We start from the raw sequence: 22317 nt of genomic DNA on the forward strand, positions 1-22317 counted from the left end.
GTTCCTCCTATTTTTTTATTAACTTAAATACATGCCACCATTTACATGTATTGTTGTCCCAGTAATATAATCTGATTCAGGAGACGCTAAAAACGCAACTACATTAGCGACATCTTCTGGTTTTCCAAAATAACCTAACGGTATCCTGTTTAACATCTCATTTTTTACTTCATCAGGCAATTTATCAGTCATTTCAGTCTCTATAAACCCGGGGGCAACAGCATTAACTCTAACCCCCCTTGATGCCAACTCTAATGCAACAGTTTTTGTAAGCCCTACCAAACCACTTTTTGTAACAACATAATTAGCTTGTCCAACATTACCAGTAAAACCAACAACACTACTAATATTTATAATTTTACCATATCTCTTTTTCATCATGCCACGAGCAACAGCCTTAATACAATTAAAGGCTCCTTTTACATTTACTTCAAAAACCTCATCAAAATCTTCAGGTTTTAATCTAAGTATAATATTGTCTTTTGTAATGCCAGCATTGTTTACTAAAATATCAATATCACCTAAATCTTCAGAAACCTGTTTGACCATATTTTTAACTTCTTCTTCTACTGCAACATTACATTTGTATATTTTACATATACCTTTAAGTTCATTATTTATATATTCCGCAACCTCTTTCGCATTCTTATCACTAGATACATAATTTATAGCAACCTTACAGCCAAGCTCGGCCATTTTAATTGCTACAGCTTTACCTATCCCTCGAGAACCACCAGTAATCAAGGCTACCTTACCATTCAACATTAAAGTTCCTCCAGCTTATTCAAATCATCAATAGTAGATATATTTATTGTCTTAACCTGTCTGTTAATTTTTTTTATCAATCCTGTCAACACATTTCCTGCTCCAATCTCAATAAAAGTTGTGAACCCATCTTCAATCATCCTTTCAATCAACTGACTCCATCTTACAGGAGCAGAAACTTGCTTAATCAAGTTTAACTTAACTTCTTCACCCTTTAGTTCAGGCTCTGCTGTCACATTAGCATAAACAGGTTTTATCAAGTCATTAAACTTTACACCATCAAGATATACCCCCATCTTTTCTTCTGCTGGTTTCATCAAAGCACAATGAAAAGGTGCACTCACTGGAAGCTTTACTACCCTTTTGGCGCCAATTTCTGATGCCTTTTCAATAAATTTATCTACAGCTTCTGCATGTCCAGCTATAACTATTTGATTTGAAGAATTATAATTAGCTGGTTCTACTAAGCAGCCTTCACTACTAACTTCTTCACATAATCTTTCCACATCAGCAAAATTTGCTCCAATAACTGCCCCCATGGCACCAACACCCACAGGAACAGCCTCTTGCATAAATTTGCCTCTATTATGGACAGCAAGTAGTGCATCTTTAAAATCAAGTCCACCTGCAGCAACAACAGCAGAATACTCACCCAAAGAATGACCTGCAAAACCGTCAAACGAGATTTTATCTTTAATAAGGTTATATATCCCAATACTCATTAACAATAGTGCTGGCTGAGTATTATATGTGAGCCTTAATTCTTCTTCAGGGCCATCAAACATCAATTTTGACAAATCATATTTTAAAATTTTGTTAGCTTCTAAAACAATATCCTTAAAACTTTCATATGTTTCATAAAAATCTTTTCCCATACCCACAAATTGAGAACCTTGTCCAGGAAATACAGCTGCAATTTTTGACATGATATCCTCCAGATTAAAGAGTAAAAACAGCTGCTGCCCAGGTCAGGCCACCACCAAAAGCAGCTGAGACAATATTTGAACCTTCTTTAATTTTTCCAGATTTTCTTGCAATATCTAAAGCTGTGGGTATCGAAGCTGCTGATGTATTACCAAACTTATCTAAAGTTACCACTACCTTATCACTATCTAAACTCAACCTTTTAGCAATAGCATCTATAATTCTTAAGTTTGCCTGATGTGGGATAAGAAAATCTATCTCATCGAATCTAAGACCACTTTCTTCGACTGCCTTCACAGCTACATCAGCCATTGCTCTAACAGCTATTTTAAAAACTTCATTACCTTTCATTTTAAAAAGATTGTTTTCAATGTCAAAATTATCACGATTAGCTAGAAAAGCTGAACCACCAGCTTTACATTCAAGCAGTGATGTATATTCCCCATCAGCGTGTAAAATCAAACTTCTAATACCTGGTTTTTCGCTTGCAGAAAGCACAACTGCACCAGCACCATCTCCCAATAACACGCAGGTACTTCTATCTTTCCAATTGAGTATCGATGTTAGCTTTTCTGCACCAACTATCAATATATTATTAGCTAATCCATTTTTTATTAAAGAATCCCCAACCGCAAGAGCATATAAAAAACCAGAACAAGCAGCATTAATATCAAAAGCAAAAGGCCCCTTAACACCTATTTTCCCCTGCAAATAACAAGCCACTGATGGAATAAGATAGTCAGGTGTGCAGGTCGCTACAATAATCCCATCTATTGCTTCCTTTTCAATTTGAGCATCCTCAATAGCTGCTTTAGCTGCTTCATAAGCCATTTCATTGACTGTTTTATCTTCTGATATTCTTCTCTCTCTAATTCCTGTCCTAGTAACTATCCATTCATCGCTAGTATCAACAAACTTTTCGAGATCTTTGTTTGTAAGAACTTTAGATGGGAAATATGAACCTGTCCCTATAATCTTTGAATACCTATTCATACTTCACCTTTTTTTTATAAAAAGCTATATTACTCAGAAGTTATTTTTTTAAGTTTATCTTTTATATTGTTCCAAAATGATTCTACTTTGTCAACCTTTAACCTTTCAATAGATTCTTTAACCCTTTCTTCAATCAAATGGTTCAATTTCTGCTCAGCAAGCTCATAAGCTACCCTTATACCATTTTTAACTGCATTAGCATTTGAACTGCCATGTCCAATAATACATATACCATTTACACCCAATAAAGGAGCTCCACCATATTCAGTATAATCAGCCCTTTTCTTTAAAGACTCAAATGCAGGTTTTAAAATTAATGCAGCTAATTTTCTAACAAAATTTTTAGTTAATTCCTCTTTCAAAAGTTTACCAATATACCAAGCTGCAGATTCACTAACTTTCAAAGCTATATTTCCTGCAAAACCATCACAAACAACTACATCAGCACCACCTTTATAAAGCTCTTTCCCCTCTACATTCCCGACAAATTTAATCAAAGGTGAGCTTTTTAAGAGATTAAAAGCATTTTTTGTGCTTTCATTCCCCTTTAAATCTTCTTCCCCTATACTTAACAGCCCCACTGTAGGTTCATCCTTTTGAAATACTATTTTTGCATAAGCTGAGCCCATAATTGCAAACTGTAAAAAATGTATAGGCTTACAATCTACATTTGCACCAACATCAAGCAAAACAGAATGCCCTTTAGCATTAGGCAAAACAGCGCCAATAGCAGGCCTATCTACCCCCTCTATCGGTCTCAAAATCAATTTAGCACATGCCATTACAGCTCCAGTATTTCCAGCACTAAAAAATGCTCTTGCTTCCCCTTTTTTGACAAGTCTTAAGCCCTCATGGATTGATGAATTCCTTTTTCTCCTGACAGCTATAGAAGGTAAATCATCCATTGTTATTACTTCATCAGCATGAATAATCGATATTTTTTCCGAAGGGTAATTTTTTAATTTTTCTAATTCCTGAGAAATTAAAAGCTTATCACCTACAAGGATAACATTAATATTATACTCTTTAGCAGCTAAAATTGCACCCTTTATAACTTCATGGGGAGCATGATCCCCCCCCATTGCATCTACAGCTATTCTCATAGCTGATTATAATTCTGAAACTTCAACAACCTGCTCTTTTTTATAATAACCACAAGCAGAGCATACGGAATGAGGTATTTTTAACTCACCACAGTTATCACACTTTACATAAGCACCACTTTTTACATGATGATGACTTCTTCTTGCCCCTTTTCTAGCTCTTGTAGTTTTCTTCTTAGGAACTCCCATCTCACACCTCTATTATTTATTTTTTAGCTTTTTTAATACTTCTAATCTTGGATCTATAAAATCTGCAGTACAACTGCATTTTTCACGATTTAAATCTGCCCCACACCCAGGGCATATCCCTTTACAACCCTCTTTACAGAGCCATTTCATAGGTTTTAAAAGGGTAACCTCTTCTTTTATAATATCATCTATCTCAATATAGTCATCTGTAATTTTATAAAAAGAAAGATCTTCTTCTGTTAGCTCTTTTTCTTCTTCTGTATCCTCTGAAAAATCTCTTACAATTTCCAATTGAATTCTTTCACTAAAACCTTTTTGTACAATTTCTGTGCATCTATCACAGGCACTTTTTACACTAAATGTCACCATCCCATCTAAAAAGTAACCTTTTTTAATAGGATATATATCTCCAGTAAAATTTTCCACAACAATATGGCTATCTAAATACTCAAACTCAAACTTTGTATCAATCTTTAAGCCGTCTGATTTAATCTGCTCGAAAAAGACCTTCACTTTTATACTCCAAAGTAGCGGATAAATATATTGAAACAAACTAATAATGTCAAGGACAAAACTTAAAAAACTATTTTTAATAACTCCATGAAAAACCCATCAATAACTAATTATTTGACTTTTAAGAGATATTTGTATATAATTTAACAAATATTTATTAGAGGGATTTCATGTTATATGCTCAAATAGAATTTGTTTATTTACATAATGCAAAAATAAAGAATGCTCCACTTTTATTTATTATGAGGAACAAAGAGCGATTTAGAGGTAAAATATATGAATTTGATCCCTACTCTGTAATCATTGATGACGCCGAAGTCAAAATACATATTTATAAAAAAGATATTGCAACGGTTGCCTCAGCTAAAACTATTATTGATGTAGATTATATAAGCAAAACATATTATCATACTCACAAAGGTAGACATCCAAAACACACAAGACCACCTATGCAAGACATCTTTTTAAATGAAGTGAGAAAATCAAAATCACCTATTATTGCCTATTTAACAAACGGTGTTAAAGTTAGAGGTTTATTAGTGGGATTTGATGATTATGTTCTATTAACATCTTATGAAGACAGACAACAACTTATCTATAAAAGTGCTATATCAACAGTTTATCCATTATATCAAGACAAAGAAATTATTAAGTATGATGATGAGAGGTAAATAATGGAAAAAAATTATAAAATCCTTGTAGTTGATGATGAAGAACATACTAGATTAGGGTATGCTGAAGTCCTAAGACTGGATGGATACGAAGTTGATATTGCTGAAACTGGCTTAGAAGGTTTAGAAAAAGCTAAAAAAACTAAATTTGATGTTATAGTAACTGACCTTAGAATGCCTCAAATGGATGGTCTAACATTTATTGAAAAGTTAAGAGAGTTTGATAGTGATGCAAGAGTAGTTATCATAACAGCTTTTGGAACATATAAATCTTACCAAAAAAGTAAACAGTTAGGTGTTATAACATATCTTAACAAACCTGTTAGAGCTAAAGATCTCAAAGATGCAGTTTCTGATGTCTTAAATATCTCTGAATGATACGGTTTTATAATGTTTTATCAATCAATAAGTGACATCTATAACCAATTATTCCCTTTTGATAATCAAACCTACAATTTTTTAAAAGGTTATGCAAAAAAAGAGCTTCCAATTTTAGATATTGGTTGTGCTACTGGTGGTTATGTTAAAAAGTTTATAGAAGAAGGTTTTAGGGCTTATGGATTGGAATATGAAAAATCGTTTAACTTGAAAGGTAATTTTGTTTATGGAGATATGACAAATCTACCTTTTAGTAAAAATCATAAATTTGGTTTGATTTATTCTATAGGTAACACCTTGGTTCATGTTAATAATAAAAAACAGTTTTACAAAACTATAAAAGATGCTTTTGAGCTATTGGATAGGAAATCTTATTTGATATTACAGATTATAAATTATGATAGAATCTACGGCTATGAAATAAAGGAGTTACCTGAGATTGAAAATGACACGATTCATGCAAAAAGAATTTATCACTACAATGATGAAAATGAGCTGATTTTTGAAATGATTATCACTAACAAAAGTACAAAACAACAAAAAACAATAAAACAAAAACTAACCCCTCTATTTTTAGAAGATATAAAAACTGCTGCATCTGTTGCTGGAGCTGGTTTTGTGCAGTTTTTTGGCAATTTTAATGGTGATAAATTTTTTATCAAAGATAATCTTATGATTATCGCTGCATTATACAAAAATTAACTGCTACTTTAACTCAACCCTATTCTCTAAAGCCTTTAAAATCGCAAAATCATCTGAATATTCAATATGGGTACCCACTGCAAGACCTGTTGCTATTCTTGTAATCTTTAATTTAAAATCCATTAACAGTTTTTTTAGATAATAGGCTGTCGTTTCTCCATCAACATCTGGATTTGTTGCTATTATAACCTCTTTGAAATTATATTTTTTTATCCTTTCAAGCAACTTATCAAATGTTAACATATCTGGGGTTAAACCATCTAAAGGGGCAATTCTTCCACCCAATACATGATATAACCCTTTATAAATACCACTATTTTCAATTATAATAACATCTTTTGCTTCCTCAACAACACAAACGGTTGTTTTATCCCTTGAGTTATCAGTACAAACATAACACAAATCCTGATCTGTTAAAGAACCGCATTCTTTACAAAATTTTATATTTGTTTTTAGTTTGTTAATACTGCTTACCAAAGACTCCACATCTTTCTTATCCATTTTTAATAAGTGAAGCGCAAGACGAGTAGCTGTTTTCTTACCAATACCTGGAAGCTTACTGAGCTCAAAAACACATCTTTCGAAATCAACTAATTTTATCATAATAATTTACTTAAAACATCCCAGGAAAATTTAACCCCAAACCACCTGTCAATTTACTCATTTTTTCTTGAACCATTTCTTGAGATTTCTTAATCCCTTCATTTACAGCAGCCATAATAAGATCCTGTAACATTTCAATATCATCTGGATCAACTACATCTTTTTCAATCCTAATTTCAACTACCTCTTGCTTCCCATTAACTTTAACAACTACCATACCTCCGCCAGCTGATGCTTCCACCACCTCTTTTGCTGCCTCTTCCTGCAGCTCCAACATCTTTTTTTGCATTTTTTGAGCTTGCTTCATCAATTGTTGTATATTCATCCAAACCTCCTTTTTTGATTTAGGTATGCATATAGATTTTTTTAAGATTTATCAAGTTCAATATCAATTATTTTTGCTTCAAACTCACTTTGTATTAATTTCACTGCACTATTTTCCTGAAGCTCTTTTTTAGCCATTTTCTCCTTAAATGTTTCAAGTTCGGCAACTTTTTCAATCACCCCTTTTTTTTTACTACCATTTTCAAGTTTAACTACAACATCTTTTACACCATCAAAAAAATGCTCAGCAGCCTTTTTTACATACTCAAAGTTTGTACTTTTCATAATTATGTTATAATGAAAAACCTTCTCTTGAGAAAACCCAATGATAAGCTGGTTATTTGAAACATCTATTAAATATCCATATCCAAGATTTGAAGCAATATTTGGTCTCTTTTCACCAATTTTATCTATAAAGTTTTTCCATAATTCATCTTTATCTGTTAATCTAGTAATAGCTTTATTTTTACTACTATCTTCTTTAATACTATTATGAGAACTGCCCAGCTTATCATTACTTCCAAATTTATTTAGAGGGATTATTTTCTCTAAATTTAACAACTTGAAAACCCCAATCTCAAAAATATCCTTTTCAAATGAGTAAAATTTTAAATCAGATAGTATTTTCAATAAAACTTGATGAAATGCATATAAAATAGATTCATTCACTGACTCTTTAATTTTGTTAAAAAATGATTTCTCCTCATCAGTTAAAATTAATGTTTCAGAATCACCAAAATTTATCAACAATAACAAGGTTTTTGTATAGCTCAAAAACTTTTCTGTAATATATTTATAATCCAACCCTTTTAAATCAATATCATTAAGAAGTCTTTTTACAGAAGCTTTATCTTTTAAAATGATTTTTTCAAAAAGCTCATTTATAATATTATCTTCAGATAACCCCAATAAATATTTTGTATCACTTAAGAACACCTTTCCACCTGTATAAGATACAATCTGATCCAAAAGTGATAAACAATCTCTCACACAGCCATCAGAATTTCTAACAATCAAATTCAAAGCATCGTCCTCATACTCAATATTTTCATTATTTAAAATCTGTTTAATATGCTCTAACAAAAAATTATCTGGTATTTTTGAAAAATTAAAGCGCTGGCATCTTGACAATATTGTTGCTGGAATTCTATGAGCATCAGTTGTAGCAAAAATAAAAATAACATAAGGTGGTGGCTCTTCTAATGTTTTTAAAAGTGCGTTAAAAGCAGCTTCTGTAAGCATGTGCACTTCATCTATTATATAAATTTTATACTTAGATTTAGTCGGTAAAAATTTAACAGATTCTCTAAGTTGCCTAATCTCATCAATACCTCTATTAGAAGCTCCATCTATTTCATACACATCTAAAGATGTCCCATTAGTGATTTCAACACAATTTTCACAATTATTACATGGATTTACACCTTCTGGATTTAAACAGTTTAATGCTTTTGCAAAAATCCTCGCAGTACTCGTTTTACCAATACCTCTTGGACCAGTAAACAAATAAGCGTGACTAATCCGATTTAGCTCTATTGCATTTTTTAGAGTCTTTACAACATAACCTTGATAAACTATCTCATCAAAAGTTTGCGGCCTATATTTCCTTGCTAAAGCCAAATAACTCATGTACTCACCTCTTGCTAATTAAATATACCATTATGCTTTCATAATCAACCTTAATCAAAAGTATTATATAAAAACTATTTTTTAGTAATAAATTAATACCTTTACATATAATACCTTTTTATATCAATAAAATATATTGCATTTTACATAAACTTCTATCATAATAAAACTATGTTATAATTTTTAAACTTTGTTAAATACAACTAAACAAGGAGGAAAAGAATGAAAAGAAGAGAATTTTTAAAGAAAGCTGCTGTTACAACTGCTGCAGCTGGTGCTGTTTTAAGTGGAACTTTACTAACATCTTGTAGTAACAATAAAAAAGAAGAATCAAAACAAGAGGCACCAAATGTTATTACCAAAAAAACATATCAATGGAAAATGGTTACTACATGGCCACCTCATTTCCCTGTTTTTGGTGAAAGTGCTGAATTTATTGCAAAATGGGTTGAAAAAATGTCAGAGGGTAGACTTAAAATACAGGTATATGGTGGAGGTGAACTTGTTCCACCATTACAATCATTTGATGCTGTAAGTCAAGGGCAAGCTGAAATGGGGCATGCATGTGCATACTACTGGGCTGGGAAAGCTCCTGCCACTCAGTTTTTTGGTGCTGTTCCTTTTGGTCTTAACAGTCAGCAGATGACATCATGGATATTGGCAGGTGATGGTCATAAACTATGGAGCGAGCTATATTCTAACTTTAACCTTGTTCCATTTTTAGTTGGAACTTGCGGTGTTCAGATGGGTGGATGGTTTAATAAAGAGATAAACTCTATCAATGATGTAAAAGGGTTAAAAATGAGAATCCCTGGTCTCGGTGGTAAAGTAATTGCAAAAGCTGGTGGTACTGCTGTTCTTTCTGCTGGTGGTGAAATTTACACCAACCTTGAAAGAGGTGTAATTGACGCTACCGAATGGGTTGGCCCATATCACGATTACAAAATGGGTTTTTATAAAGTAGCTAAATATTACTACTATCCAGGCTGGCATGAACCAGGTACAGCTATTGAAATGTTTGTAAACAAAAGTGCTTACGAGAAACTCCCAACTGATTTAAAAGAGATAATAAAATATGCTGCACAAAGCTCAGCAGCTTGGATGTTATCAGAATTCGAAGCTAAAAATAATTTCTACTTACAAAAGCTTATAAAAGAACACAATGTAAAACTTAAAAAATTTCCTACAGATGTTTTAAAAACATTCAAAAAATATACTGATGAAGTGTTAGATGAAATTACTGCTAAAGATCCAATGAGTAAAAAGGTCTATGAAAATTATAAAGCTTTTCAGAAAAATATTGTGGATTGGGACAAAATCTCAGAATTTGCTTATCTCAGCTTCCAGTACTCATAAAAAAGAGGGGGAACCCCCTCTTTTTTTTACCTTTCAAGTTCAATTACACTAAACCATGTATGCTTTTATTAAATTTAATTTGAATTTTTATATTAATATCATTATAATTGAATATAATTACAAAAGGAGGTTCGCATGAAAAGAAGAGAGTTTTTAAAGAAGGCTGCTGTTACAACCGCTGCAGCAGGTGCTGTTTTAAGTGGTACTTTATTAACATCATGTAGTAGTAATAAAAAAGAGGAATCAAAACAAGAAGCACCAAATGTTATTACCAAAAAAACATATCAATGGAAAATGGTTACTACATGGCCACCTCATTTCCCTGTTATGGGTGAAGCTGCTGATATGTTAGCAAAATGGGTTGAAACAATGTCAGAGGGTAGACTTAAAATACAGGTATATGGTGGAGGTGAACTTGTTCCACCATTACAATCATTTGATGCTATAAGCCAAGGACAGGCTGAAATAGGGCATGGAGCATCCTATTACTGGGCTGGGAAATCTCCTGCTACTCAATTTTTTGCTGCAGTTCCTTTTGGGATGAACGCTCAGCAGATGAATGCATGGATTTATGCTGGGGACGGTCTCAAACTTTGGGAAGAAGTTTATGCAAATTTCAATGTAAAACCGATGCCAGCAGGAAATACTGGTGTTCAGATGGGCGGATGGTTTAACAAGGAAATAAAAACTATTTCTGACTTCAAAGGGTTAAAAATGAGAATCCCTGGACTTGGTGGTAAAGTGCTTGCAAAAGCTGGTGGTACTGCTGTTCTTTCTGCTGGTGGTGAAATCTATACAAACCTTGAAAGAGGTGTAATTGACGCTACCGAATGGGTTGGCCCATATCATGACTACTTGATGGGATTTTATAAAGTAGCTAAATACTATTACTACCCTGGATGGCATGAACCAGGTACAGTTTTAGAAATGTTTGTAAACAAAAAAGCTTTTGAAAGCTTGCCAAAAGATTTACAGGAAATAATTGTTACTGCTGCATACAGATCAAACCTTTGGATGTTATCAACATTTGAAGCAAAAAATAACTTTTATCTAAACAAACTTATTAAAGAACATGGTGTTAAATTAAAACAATTCCCAGAACCTGTACTAAAACAACTCAAAAAATATTCTCAAGAGGTATTAGAAGAAATAGTTGAAAAAGATCCTCTGAGTAAAAAAGTATATGAAAACTTTCTTGCATTCAAAAAGAATGTTGTTGCATGGGCTAATATTTCTGAAATTGCTTATGCAAAAACACTCAACCTATAAAGAGAGGGGGTACCCCCTCTTTTTTAAATCATCAATCACAAAATAAACAGCTTCTAACAAATTTTCACCAATAAAATCTGTTTTAATATTCTTTCTTTTGAGTTTTTCTATTTCTGCTTTCCCATAACCTGTCATCACAAGAGCAGTTTTACACTTACAATTAACTCCAAGTTCAATATCACTAACCTTATCACCAATTACATACATAAAATCTGTATCAATTGGTAACTCTTCTATTGCCCGTTTTATCATACCAGGTTTTGGCTTTCTACAATCACAATCTTGTCTATATTCTTTAATTTTTGCATCTTTATGATGTGGACAAAAGTATATCCCATCAAGCTTTGCTCCATTATTTTCTAACAACCTTATCATTTTGTTATGCAGGTTATATACATTTTCCAAAGGGAAATAACCTTTGGCAACTCCAGCCTGATTTGTAACAACAACAGCCAAAATATCCAACTTATTAAGCAGTCTAATAGCCTGATATACAAACGGGTAAATTATAAAGTTATCTTCATAATTAATATAACCTGCTTCAACATTTATTGTGCCATCTCTATCAATAAATACTGTAGGTCTCTTCATCCTTTTTCACCCTTTTAAATCTTTTATGAATTGAATACCATTGATCTGGATACTTTTTTATAACATCCTCATAAACCAAGTTAATCTTCTTTGCTAAATTACTAAGTCTTTCCTTTAAATCACCTTTTTTTTCAGGAAATATTAAATCATAATGAATCAATTTGTAATAACCATTTTCCCTAACTACAAAAAGAGGTAAAATTGGTATTTTTTTACGAATTGCAATCAATGGAATTCCAGCTATAAAAGTTGTCTTTAAACCAAAAAAATCAACATAGATACTATCTTTATCCATTGCACCATGATCAAGTAAGCTTCCAATATAATAATCATCGTCCAATAACTTTGATACTTTCAAAGCCACATCCCTATGAGTAAAATATTCTACCCCCTGGCTCCCCCTCTGCTTTTTAACAAAGCTATCAATTTTCTTATTTTTAATCCTTCTACCAATGATTGCTATTTTCTTTTTAAAAATCTTTTTTACAAATACAGGGCCAAACTCCCAAGAACCCAAATGTGCACCAACAACAAGTAAAGACTCATATTTTTCCATAATCTGAAATAACTTTTTTTCATCTTCTATTAAAACATTATTCACAATAAATTCGGTATCTATTTTATCTAGATAAAAGACTTCAATAAATGAACGAAAAATATTTTTAAAATTATTTTTTAAGAAATCATCATTTGCTTCTATCCCAATAACTTCACAATTTTTTTTAGCAACATTTCTTCTACCTTTTAAAAGATAAAATCCTATCAGTCCTATAATATCTGCAAGTTTATACAAAGTGTTTAATTTCAATTTACTCAAAAAACTAATAACAAATCCCATCAAAGTGCTGTACTCATATATTCGAATATTTTGGTTAATTTATTAGTTGCCTTTTCCTTTAATTCTTTTTCAAAACTATCAAAATCTGGACTTAATTTTATATTATTTTCAAAATAATCAATAAAATCCTTTTTACTCTTAACTGGATAAATAAGATCATACCTTTTAGCTAAATCATAAATCTCCTTAAAATTCCACATATTATCACCACAAGCTATTACTTTCCTAAACTGCAACGCTTCAAAAATATTATGTCCACCGATATTTGTTACTATTGACCCACCGACAAAAACTTTTTCCGAAATCTTGTAAAACTTTTCTAACATCCCAAATTTGTCTACAACAATTACTTCACTCTGTATGCAATTATCAACCCCTTCGCTCCACTTTGACACATTAAAATTAAAACTTTTAGTAAGTCTTACTATTTCCTCAACTCTATTGATATGTCTTGGCACAATAATTAATTTATCAAAACTATTTTTTACTTCTTTGTATGCCCCTAAAATTAACTCTTCTTCCCCTCTATGAGTACTACCAGCCGTTATTAATCTACCATTTAAAAAATCTAAATCATCTACATGCACTTCTTTCTTCTCAAAAAATTTTAAATTACCCAATAATTCCAAATTATTTTTACCGCCTAATATCCTTTCAAATTTAAGAAAATCATCTTCACTCTTAACAAAAATTTTTTGAAATTTAGTAAGTAAATAACTAAATATAAACTTCATCCTATAATAATTTTTGAAACTTCTATCAGAAATCCTAGCATTTATCATTACCAAAGGTATTATTTTACTTGCAGTTAATATTAAGTTAGGCCAAATCTCTGTATCTACAATAAACAAAATTTTAGTGTTTAAATAATTAATCAGGTATCTTATGGCTAAACTATTTTCTATTGGTAATAAAAAAACAACATCTGGATTTAGTTCTTTAACAGCTACCTCTTTACCACTATAAGTAATAGTAGAAATCACAATAGCTAAATCTGGATATCTTTTTCTAATTTCATTAATTAAAATTTTTAAACTTCTAACCTCCCCAACACTAGCACAATGAAACCAAACACTTTTTTCAACATTTTTATCAATTTTTATAAACCCAAATCTTTCAAAATAATCCTTTTCTTCTTTTTTCCATAAAGCTGCAATGTATCCAAGAGGTAAAATTATTGGGATAAAAATAAAAATTAATAAGTTATATAAAATTCTAATTACTGTTAGCATGTAAAAGCTCCAGCATCCTACTTTGCAAGAAAAGTCTGTCCTTTTCTAATAAATCATCATCTAAATGTTTTGAAAAATATATCGGTTCACCATATATAATCTTAATTTTTGAAAAAGGGAAAGGTAGAATAAACTTATCCCAACTATTAAATTGCTTATATTTATTACATATAGCTACAGCAGGAATAATTGGTTTGTTTTTCTTCTTTGCAAGATAAATAACTCCTGGCTTTACTTCATAAATTGGCCCTTTAGGACCATCTACTGTAATTGCAGCATTATATATATCACCCATTAATCTTTTAGCACCTATAACAGCTTTTACACCACCTCGTGATGAAGAGCCTCTAACAGTTTGAAAACCGAACTTTTTAAGAAAAAAATCTGCAATTTCGCCATCTTTACTTTCTGAGACAATTGTGACTATTTGCTCACCTTTATGCAAATATACAAAAGGTAATAATTGACCATGAAAAATTGCAAAAACTATCTGTTCTTTTTTCCCTCTTAACTTATCTACAACATCTCTATTAACTAATTCATATCTAAGTGTTTTATAGTATAATTTTAAAATTCGATGCCCAATTTCTAAAACTATTCTATTCATTAACTGCATCTTTAATAATGCTTGAAATTATCTCTATCTCTTCATCTTCTAAAAATGGGTTAATTGGTAACGATAAAACCTTTTCTGCTAATGTTTCAGAAACAGAGAAATCACCTTTTTTATAACCAAAATTACTAAAACTTTTTTGCAAATGAACGGGAATTGGATAATATATTGCAGAAGCTATTTCATTTTCTTGTAATCTCTTTTGAATAATATCCCTTTTTTCAGAAACTATAGTAAATTGATGATATACATGTAATCCATCTTTATTTTCACTCTGTATTTTTACTACATCTGACAACTTTTCTCTATACAATTTAGCAATTCTTATTCTATCTTCATTAAATTTATCAATATATTTAAGCTTAACTCTCAAAATTGCTGCCTGAATATCATCCAACCTGGAGTTAAAACCTAACATTTCATGATAATATCTTGTAAAAGAGCCATGATTTCTTAATGCCTTTACTTTTTTATAAATTTCTTCATTATTAGTAGTTATTAATCCTCCATCTCCATAACAACCTAAGTTCTTACTTGGAAAAAAACTAAATGCGCTTACATCACAAATAGAACCTATTTTATTGCCCTTATATTCAGCACCAAAACATTGTGCACAATCATCTAAAACTTTTATATTGTATTTCTTAGCGATTGCTATCACCTCGTCTAAATTTGCTGGGTTACCAAACAAATGCACTGGGATAATTACTTTTGTCTTTGGAGTAATTTTAGCTTCTATCTGTGAAACATCAATATTCATACTATCTTCTTCTACATCAACAAACACAGGTCTAGCGTTGCAATATAAAATTGCCTCAGCTGTTGCAATAAAAGTAAAAGGTACTGTTATAACTTCATCCCCTTCTTTTACTCCTAATGCTCGTAAAGCAAGGTGCAACGCTTCTGTACCACTGCCCACACCAACTGCATATTTTACACCTAAATATTCTGCTACCTCTTTTTCAAAACTTTCAACATTAGGGCCAAGTATAAATCTTGTCCCTTTTATAGAATTTTTTACAGCTTCTTCTATTTCATCACCTATTATAGCCAATTCTCTTTTTAAATCTAACATAGGTATCATAAACTTCCTCCAAATTTTATTTTCTCTGCTCTTCTTTTGGATCTAAAATATCTCTTAACCCTTCACCTAATAGGTTATATCCAAGAACTGTAAGAAAGATAGCAACCCCAGGGAAAAATGATAACCACCACGCAAACATTATATTATCCTTTCCAACAGTAAGGATATTTCCCCAAGATGGTGTAGGGGGTTGAACCCCTAGCCCCAAAAAACTAAGAGCTGACTCAGTTAAAATGGCGCCAGCAATCCCTAAAGTCGCAGTAACAAAAATAGGGGTAAAAACATTGGGTAAAATATGCTTGATAAGTATTTTTCTCGTTTTTAAACCCAACAACCTTGCTGCTATTACATAATCTCTCTCCTTTACACTCATAACCTCAGCTCTTACCATTCTTGCTACACCCATCCAGCTTGTAAAGCCAATTACTATCATAACATTTATAAGGCTTGGTTTTAAAAAACCGATCACTGCTAAAATTAGAAAAAAAGATGGAAAACTTAACATCACATCAACAAAACGCATAACAATACTATCAACAATCCCACCGTAATAACCAGCAATAAGCCCTAATATTGTTCCAATAAAAATCGAAATACCTACAGAAATAAAACCCACTAACAATGAAACTCTGGCACCATAAACTATTCTACTAAAAACATCCCTACCAAGATCATCCGTACCAAAAAGATGCTCTTTGCTCGGAGGTAAAAAAATACCGTTTAAATTAATTTTATAAGGATCATGTGTGGCAATCCATGGAGCAAAAATTGCAATAAGAAAAAAACTAAAAACAATAGCTAATCCCAACCAAAAGAGTGTATTACCCTTTTTTACCATACCTAATCCTCGGGTCAACAATAGCATAGGTTATATCAGCTATGAGATTACCTATCAAAGTTAAAACAGCTCCTATTACTAAAATCCCCATAATTGTAGGATAATCACGCATCATTACGGATTGATAAAATAATTGCCCCATACCTGGCAATCCAAAAATCGATTCAAAAATTACACTCCCTCCTATCAAGCCAGGAATAGACAGCCCCAATATAGTAATGATAGGGAGTAATGCATTTTTTAATGCATGTTTAAACAGTATCCTTTTTTCGGGCAAACCTCTGCTTCTTGCAGCTTCTATAAATTCTTCATTTAAAACTTCAAGCATACTATTTCTAGCAAACCTTGATAAACCTGCTAACCCCCCAAACACAGAAATCCCTATAGGTAAAATAGTATGCTTTAAAATATCCCATATCTTTCCAAAAAATGTTAGTGATTCAAAATTGTAAGATTTTAGACCTGAAATAGGTAACCACCCTAAAATCACACCAAAATAGTACATGCAAAGAAGAGCCAGCCAAAATGTAGGTATGGCAAAACCTATAAATACAAAAAGAGTCACACCCCTATCAAAAAATGAATCTTTATAATAAGCTGATAAAACCCCCAAAGGCAAAGCAATAATGAAGATAAGCAACATAGCTGCAACATTTAAATAAATTGTAATCGGCAATCTTTCCTTTATTTTTTGCAATACAGGCTTCCTATCTAAAGCAAACGATTCACCAAAATCTAACTTAACAACCTTTTTTAACCAGTTCAAATATCTAATATGTAAAGGTTTATCAAGCTCGTACATTTTAATAAACTTAGCCCTTGCTGTTTCTGATATTTTCGGGTTCATCTGTGATAAAAATTGCACAGGATCACCTGGGGCTAAATTTATTACAATAAAACTTATTAATGTAATACCAATTAACATCGGGATCATTGATAATAATCTTTTAAAAATATACGCTAACATTTGAACTTATCTTGTAAAACGATACCTTTGTTCAGATTTAGGTACATACCAATCTATTAGGTTGTACATTATGCCAGCAGGGGCTGGCTCAACATTTCTAAACCGCTTATGCAATGCTATCAAAGCTTCAGGCACATATAAAAAAGTATATGGCTGCTCTTCTGCCAAAATCTCTTGTATCCTAAAATAATATGATCTCCTTTTGTTAATATCAAATTCTGTCCTTGCTTTTTCAATTAACTCATCAACTTCTTTATTCTGGTAGCATATAAAATTTAATTTTTTGTCTTTACAATTTGATGAATGCCACACATCATATAAATCAGGCTCCTGAGGGATAGTCCACCCCAATATTACCACCTGAAAATTCCTTTTATCAATATACTCACTAATAAATGTAGCCCACTCAAGAATCCTTATTTCAACTTTTACCCCTATTTTTTTCCAGCTCTGCTGAACTATTTCAGCAATTCTACTTCTTGAACTATTCCCCTGATTTGTCAAAATAGTTACTTTAAATTCTTTTCCACCCTTTTCTAGTACACCATCACCATCCACATCAATCCAGCCAGCCTCAGATAACAACTTTTTTGCTTTATTCAAATCGTATTCATACTTTTTTACATTGGGATTATACCAGATTGTCCCTGGTTTATAAGGTCCTGTTGCTTTAACGCCAAGTCCAAATAGTACACCCTTTATAATATCATCTTTAGGGGTCGCATAAGTCAAAGCCTGTCTTACTCTTTTATCCTGAAAAAAACTATTTTTCAAATTATACCCGATATATGAATAAGAGTTAGAAAGGTATTTGTATTTTTTATAATTCTTCTTAAATCTTGGATTATCCGTTTGTTTTGTAAACTGCAAAGGGGATAACCCCATCAAATCTATATTTTCATTTAAAAGTTCTAAAAACATCGCAGAAGTATCAGGTATGATACGATAAATATATCTTTCTATATGAGGTTTCCCTTCAAAATAATCCTCATTTGCAATCAATGTAATATGATCTTGTGCTTTCCATTCTAAAAATTTATATGCACCAGTACCTATTGGTTTACGCTGTAGTGGTGATTTTGTAATCTGCACCCCTTTTAAAAGATGTGCTGGTAAAATAGAAACTGTCCAGCTTGCTAAAGCTGGAGCATAAGCCTTTTTATAATAAACTTTTACTGTATAATTATCTGGTGTTTCTAACTTATCTATTAATCTAAAGTCAGCATCATAGGCCGTAGGGGTCTTATCATCTATGATAATTTCATATGTAAATTTTACATCTTCCGAAGTAAAAGGCTCGCCATCATGCCATTTTACCCCTTTTTTCAATTTAAAGGTAATCACTTTATTATCAGGAGAAACTTCCCAACTCTCTGCTAAATCACCAACTAAATTAAGATTCTTATCATACTTTAATAAACCATTATAAATTAATCCTGCAACTTCATGAGATGAAGAATCTGTAGCTAAAATAGGGATAAGATTACTTGCATCCCCAATACTACCTACAACTAAAGCATCGCCATCACTCAATTCATTGTTATTTCTAAAATTGTTTGCAATATCATTTTTATCGCTACTTTTATCCGCACTACAACTAATAATCAAAAAAAATAGAATATATAAAAATATATATTTCAAAATCCTCATTTGCTTTGAAGCGGTGCCTGAGGTAAATTATTGTTTTGATTTACAGGGGCTTGCACTGGTATATTATTCAATATACTTTCGCCTGTTCTATTTTTAGACATTATTGTAAGTGTTATTGAAGTAAAGAAAAACACTATCACCAAAATCGTAGTTATTTTGTTCATAACATTTGCAGGTGTAGCAGGCCCTAACCCTTCACCAGAACCTCCACCAAATGCAGAACCTAAGCTTGATTCTTTACCTGATTGTAATAAAACAGCTAAAATTAGTAAAATACTTACAAACACATGAATGGATATTATAATGCTATACATTTTACACCTCTTTATTCATAATATTTTAATATTTGGATAAAAGATTCAGCTTTTAAACTAGCGCCTCCAACTAGGGCTCCATCAATCTCTTCACTACTCATTAATTCTTTTATATTTTCTGGCTTTACACTACCACCATACATGATCCTGATATTTTTGGCCTTATCTTCATCATACAATTTTGCGATATGATTTCTAATGGACTTATGCATCTTTTCTGCATCATCTTTAGATGCTGTCTTTCCAGTTCCAATAGCCCACACAGGCTCATAAGCAATTACAACTTTTTCTATCATACTGTTATCCACACCTTTTAATCCAAGACTAATCTGTCTTAAGACTGTTTCTTCTTCACATTGAGCCTCTCTCTCACTTAACAGTTCACCAACACATAAAATCACATTTAACCCTTTATTTAGAGCTTGAATAACTTTTTTATTAATCATATCATCAGTTTCACCAAAAATATGTCTTCTTTCTGAATGACCTAAAATTACAAAATTGCACCCTGCACTAATTAACATATCTGCTGAAACTTCACCTGTATAAGCACCAGAATCTTCATAAAACATATTTTGTGCTGCCAAAATATGCTTTTCATTTAGATATTTTTTTATCTCATAAATAGAAACAAAAGGAGGTGCAAAACCATAATCAATTTTTTCCTGATCTATCTTGCTATTAACAATAGCTTTTACTAAATCAACACCTTCTTTAATATCTTTATTCATTTTCCAGTTGCCAACAATTAAAGGCTTTCTCATCTTTATCTTTTCTCCTCCTTTATTTCCACTGGCTTTTTACTAACCTCTTTACCCATATCGCAGGTTCCATTAAATTTTACACCATCCTCTATTACAAGTGATGGTGTCTTTATACTTCCACTCACAACTGCTGGCTTATACAACTCTACTTTATTTTTTGCAACAATATTTCCTTCAAAATAACCAGAAATTTTCACTACCCCAGCTTCAATATTTGCTTTAACTTTGCCTGTTTCTGCAATAACTAAGGTATCACTACTTTTTACATCACCCTCAAAAGTACCATCAATCCTTACTAAACCATCAAATAGTAATGTCCCTTCAAATTTCGTATTCTTTCCTAAAAAAGCATTAATTGAATTCCCTTCATTTTTCCCTTTTATCATATCTCGCCTCTCAAAATATTAATTATCCTACTTAAATCTTCATTATTATGAAATTTTATAACAATACTACCACCTTTTTTCTTTAATTGAATATCAACCTTTGTTTCAAATACCCCTTCCAACTCTTCTTCTAAGGCAGCTATAAAAATATCTTTTTTTATATTTTCTTTAGCAGTATTTCTCTTTTCATTTTTAAATTTTGAAATGAGTTTTTCAGTTTCTCTTACAGAAAGCCCCTTATCCAAAATTTCTTTTAATAATGATAATCTTTTATTAATATCTTCAACAGCAAGCAAGCATCTTGCATGCCCCTCAGTAATATAACCCTCTCTTAAGGCTTCTAAAGATTTTTCATCTAACGAGAGTAATCTTACTGTATTTGCAATTGCTGACCTACTTTTTCCGATGATAGCAGCAATCTGCTCTTGAGTATAACCGTATTTCTCTATCAAAAACTTATAAGCTTCTGCCAACTCTACAGGATTTAAAGACTCCCTCTGCACATTTTCAATCAAACCTATTTCCAGTCTATCTTTATCATTCTTTTTATCAACAACTATTGCAGGGATTTTCTTTAGCCCAGCCAAACCAGCTGCTCTCCATCTCCTTTCCCCAGCAATAATCATATAATTTTCATTCGATAACTTTTCCACTAAGATAGGTTGTAGAACCCCTTTTTGCTTAATAGAATCTGCTAATCCTAAAAGACTTTCTTTATCAAAAACTTTTCTTGGCTGATCAGGGTTTGGTTTTATATGGGTGATATCAATTTCTACAATTTTTTTCGTCAAATCCCTATCTCTATTTGTCGGAATTAATGACTCTAAACCTCTACCCAAAGGGTTTCTCTTTGTCATCTTCTACTTATCACCTCTTTTGCTAATTCAATATAACTTTCTGCACCTTTAGATCTAATATCATAAGATATAATTGGTAATCCATGGCTAGGTGCTTCGCTCAATTTAACATTTCTTGGTATAATTGTCTTAAACATATCTTCCCTAAAATATTCTCTAACCTGCCTATAAACTTCTTTAGATAAATTATTTCTTGGATCATACATTGTCAGCAAAATCCCTTCTAACTTTAAATCAGGATTTAAATTCTCCCTAATAAGTCTTACTGTGTTTAATAACTGACTTAACCCTTCTAAAGCATAATACTCACATTGTAAAGGGATCAAGACTGAATCAGCGGCAGTTAAAGAGTTGATCGTCAACAATCCAAGGGATGGTGGGCAATCTATTATAATAAAATCGTAATCACCCCTTTTAATATCTAAATGTCTTTTTAGCCTAGTTTCACGAGACAATACCGTAACAAGCTCAATTTCAGCAGCAGTCAAATCGATTTTGCTTGGGATTAAAGAAAGATTATTTATTTGCGTATCAAGTATAACATCTTCAATCTCTGCTTGTCCAACTATGATATCATAAACACTTTTTTCTAACTCATGAGGCAAAAAACCTAATCCACTTGTAGCATTTGCCTGTGGATCCATATCAACAATGAGCACCTTTGCTTCAGCAATGGCAAGAGCAGAAGACAAGTTAACTGCTGTGGTTGTTTTTCCCACTCCACCTTTTTGATTAGCAACTGCTATAATTTTACCCATAACTTT

Annotated in this window: 27 protein-coding genes; 5 read left to right on the forward strand and 22 right to left on the reverse strand. The window is 31.9% G+C overall.

The window, feature by feature from the left end; genetic code table 11:
- Positions 1 to 18: 18 nt before the first annotated feature.
- From fabG to OWM07_RS05810, 6 genes are read right to left on the reverse strand one after another with little or no spacing between them, the layout of a single operon-like run.
- Positions 19 to 765, reverse strand: a complete 747-nt coding sequence (gene fabG, locus OWM07_RS05785; protein WP_423302727.1) for a 3-oxoacyl-[acyl-carrier-protein] reductase — start codon at positions 763 to 765, stop codon at positions 19 to 21.
- Entirely contained in the window at positions 765 to 1691 is a 927-nt protein-coding gene (gene fabD, locus OWM07_RS05790) for an ACP S-malonyltransferase (protein WP_423302728.1), read from the reverse strand. The genes fabG and fabD overlap by 1 nt, the downstream gene beginning before the upstream one ends.
- 13 nt (positions 1692 to 1704) lie before the next feature.
- A complete protein-coding gene (locus tag OWM07_RS05795; RefSeq protein ID WP_423302729.1) occupies positions 1705 to 2682 on the reverse strand; it encodes a beta-ketoacyl-ACP synthase III in 978 nt (325 codons plus the stop codon).
- 29 nt (positions 2683 to 2711) lie between these two features.
- A complete protein-coding gene (gene plsX / locus OWM07_RS05800) occupies positions 2712 to 3785 on the reverse strand; it encodes a phosphate acyltransferase PlsX (protein ID WP_423302730.1) in 1074 nt (357 codons plus the stop codon).
- 6 nt (positions 3786 to 3791) lie between these two features.
- On the reverse strand, positions 3792 to 3974 hold the full coding sequence (gene rpmF / locus OWM07_RS05805; RefSeq protein ID WP_423302731.1) for a 50S ribosomal protein L32: 183 nt from the start codon (positions 3972 to 3974) through the stop codon (positions 3792 to 3794).
- Positions 3975 to 3986: 12 nt separating this feature from the next.
- Complete coding sequence (locus OWM07_RS05810; RefSeq protein ID WP_423302732.1) at positions 3987 to 4487, reverse strand: YceD family protein; 501 nt, start codon at positions 4485 to 4487, stop codon at positions 3987 to 3989.
- A gap of 170 nt (positions 4488 to 4657) precedes the next feature.
- Here OWM07_RS05810 and hfq point away from each other — a divergent pair, with 170 nt between their 5' ends.
- The 3 genes from hfq to OWM07_RS05825 are packed head-to-tail and all read left to right on the forward strand — an operon-like array spanning position 4658 to position 6238.
- Positions 4658 to 5158 carry an RNA chaperone Hfq gene (gene hfq, locus OWM07_RS05815; RefSeq protein WP_423302733.1) on the forward strand — a complete coding sequence of 167 codons (501 nt, stop codon included), beginning with the start codon at positions 4658 to 4660 and terminating at the stop codon, positions 5156 to 5158.
- A gap of 3 nt (positions 5159 to 5161) precedes the next feature.
- Positions 5162 to 5536 (forward strand): response regulator, encoded by a 375-nt coding sequence (locus OWM07_RS05820; RefSeq protein WP_423302734.1) that lies wholly within the window; start codon positions 5162 to 5164, stop codon positions 5534 to 5536.
- A gap of 12 nt (positions 5537 to 5548) precedes the next feature.
- Positions 5549 to 6238, forward strand: coding sequence for a class I SAM-dependent methyltransferase (locus tag OWM07_RS05825; RefSeq protein WP_423302735.1), 690 nt, complete (start codon positions 5549 to 5551; stop codon positions 6236 to 6238).
- A 3-nt stretch (positions 6239 to 6241) separates the two neighbouring features.
- On the opposite strand, the gene recR is transcribed toward OWM07_RS05825, so the two are convergent.
- The 3 genes from recR to dnaX are packed head-to-tail and all read right to left on the reverse strand — an operon-like array spanning position 6242 to position 8794.
- Positions 6242 to 6841 carry a recombination mediator RecR gene (recR, locus tag OWM07_RS05830; protein WP_423302736.1) on the reverse strand — a complete coding sequence of 200 codons (600 nt, stop codon included), beginning with the start codon at positions 6839 to 6841 and terminating at the stop codon, positions 6242 to 6244.
- Between the two features lie 10 nt (positions 6842 to 6851).
- On the reverse strand, positions 6852 to 7166 hold the full coding sequence (locus OWM07_RS05835; protein WP_423302737.1) for a YbaB/EbfC family nucleoid-associated protein: 315 nt from the start codon (positions 7164 to 7166) through the stop codon (positions 6852 to 6854).
- 41 nt (positions 7167 to 7207) lie between these two features.
- On the reverse strand, positions 7208 to 8794 hold the full coding sequence (dnaX, locus tag OWM07_RS05840) for a DNA polymerase III subunit gamma/tau (protein WP_423302738.1): 1587 nt from the start codon (positions 8792 to 8794) through the stop codon (positions 7208 to 7210).
- 222 nt (positions 8795 to 9016) lie between these two features.
- On the opposite strand from dnaX, the gene OWM07_RS05845 reads away from it, so the two are divergent.
- Together OWM07_RS05845 and OWM07_RS05850 are read left to right on the forward strand one after the other, a co-directional pair.
- The gene (locus tag OWM07_RS05845; protein WP_423302739.1) at positions 9017 to 10150 is read left to right on the forward strand and encodes a TRAP transporter substrate-binding protein; all 1134 of its coding nucleotides are present in this window, start codon (positions 9017 to 9019) and stop codon (positions 10148 to 10150) included.
- A 135-nt stretch (positions 10151 to 10285) separates the two neighbouring features.
- The gene (locus OWM07_RS05850) at positions 10286 to 11419 is read left to right on the forward strand and encodes a TRAP transporter substrate-binding protein (RefSeq protein ID WP_423302740.1); all 1134 of its coding nucleotides are present in this window, start codon (positions 10286 to 10288) and stop codon (positions 11417 to 11419) included.
- Here OWM07_RS05850 and OWM07_RS05855 read toward each other — a convergent pair.
- Genes OWM07_RS05855 through OWM07_RS05915 form a run of 13 tightly spaced genes read right to left on the reverse strand, consistent with a single transcriptional unit; the run spans position 11414 to position 22311 of the window.
- The gene (locus OWM07_RS05855; protein WP_423302741.1) at positions 11414 to 12010 is read right to left on the reverse strand and encodes a D-glycero-alpha-D-manno-heptose-1,7-bisphosphate 7-phosphatase; all 597 of its coding nucleotides are present in this window, start codon (positions 12008 to 12010) and stop codon (positions 11414 to 11416) included. The two genes, OWM07_RS05850 and OWM07_RS05855, sit on opposite strands and share 6 nt — an antisense overlap.
- Positions 11985 to 12848: a lysophospholipid acyltransferase family protein gene (locus tag OWM07_RS05860; RefSeq protein ID WP_423302742.1), complete on the reverse strand. Its 864-nt coding sequence runs from the start codon at positions 12846 to 12848 to the stop codon at positions 11985 to 11987. Before OWM07_RS05860 ends, OWM07_RS05855 begins: the two co-directional genes overlap by 26 nt.
- Positions 12848 to 14080 carry a 3-deoxy-D-manno-octulosonic acid transferase gene (locus OWM07_RS05865; RefSeq protein ID WP_423302743.1) on the reverse strand — a complete coding sequence of 411 codons (1233 nt, stop codon included), beginning with the start codon at positions 14078 to 14080 and terminating at the stop codon, positions 12848 to 12850. Before OWM07_RS05865 ends, OWM07_RS05860 begins: the two co-directional genes overlap by 1 nt.
- Positions 14064 to 14687 (reverse strand): lysophospholipid acyltransferase family protein, encoded by a 624-nt coding sequence (locus OWM07_RS05870; protein WP_423302744.1) that lies wholly within the window; start codon positions 14685 to 14687, stop codon positions 14064 to 14066. Before OWM07_RS05870 ends, OWM07_RS05865 begins: the two co-directional genes overlap by 17 nt.
- Positions 14680 to 15777, reverse strand: a complete 1098-nt coding sequence (locus tag OWM07_RS05875) for a DegT/DnrJ/EryC1/StrS family aminotransferase (protein ID WP_423302745.1) — start codon at positions 15775 to 15777, stop codon at positions 14680 to 14682. Before OWM07_RS05875 ends, OWM07_RS05870 begins: the two co-directional genes overlap by 8 nt.
- A 16-nt stretch (positions 15778 to 15793) precedes the next feature.
- On the reverse strand, positions 15794 to 16615 hold the full coding sequence (gene nikC, locus OWM07_RS05880; RefSeq protein ID WP_423302746.1) for a nickel transporter permease: 822 nt from the start codon (positions 16613 to 16615) through the stop codon (positions 15794 to 15796).
- Positions 16599 to 17582, reverse strand: a complete 984-nt coding sequence (locus OWM07_RS05885; protein ID WP_423302747.1) for an ABC transporter permease — start codon at positions 17580 to 17582, stop codon at positions 16599 to 16601. Before OWM07_RS05885 ends, nikC begins: the two co-directional genes overlap by 17 nt.
- Before the next feature lie 6 nt (positions 17583 to 17588).
- A complete protein-coding gene (locus OWM07_RS05890) occupies positions 17589 to 19232 on the reverse strand; it encodes a peptide-binding protein (protein ID WP_423302748.1) in 1644 nt (547 codons plus the stop codon).
- Complete coding sequence (secG, locus tag OWM07_RS05895; protein ID WP_423302749.1) at positions 19229 to 19546, reverse strand: preprotein translocase subunit SecG; 318 nt, start codon at positions 19544 to 19546, stop codon at positions 19229 to 19231. The genes OWM07_RS05890 and secG overlap by 4 nt, the downstream gene beginning before the upstream one ends.
- 11 nt (positions 19547 to 19557) lie before the next feature.
- Positions 19558 to 20310 (reverse strand): triose-phosphate isomerase, encoded by a 753-nt coding sequence (gene tpiA, locus OWM07_RS05900; protein WP_423302750.1) that lies wholly within the window; start codon positions 20308 to 20310, stop codon positions 19558 to 19560.
- A 2-nt stretch (positions 20311 to 20312) separates the two neighbouring features.
- Complete coding sequence (locus OWM07_RS05905; RefSeq protein ID WP_423302751.1) at positions 20313 to 20696, reverse strand: bactofilin family protein; 384 nt, start codon at positions 20694 to 20696, stop codon at positions 20313 to 20315.
- Entirely contained in the window at positions 20693 to 21553 is an 861-nt protein-coding gene (locus OWM07_RS05910; RefSeq protein WP_423302752.1) for a ParB/RepB/Spo0J family partition protein, read from the reverse strand. The genes OWM07_RS05905 and OWM07_RS05910 overlap by 4 nt, the downstream gene beginning before the upstream one ends.
- Entirely contained in the window at positions 21550 to 22311 is a 762-nt protein-coding gene (locus OWM07_RS05915; protein ID WP_423302753.1) for a ParA family protein, read from the reverse strand. Before OWM07_RS05915 ends, OWM07_RS05910 begins: the two co-directional genes overlap by 4 nt.
- Positions 22312 to 22317 lie beyond the last annotated feature (6 nt).

It is taken from the genome of Deferribacter thermophilus (assembly GCF_049472675.1).
In the GTDB taxonomy this organism is placed as follows: domain Bacteria; phylum Chrysiogenota; class Deferribacteres; order Deferribacterales; family Deferribacteraceae; genus Deferribacter; species Deferribacter thermophilus.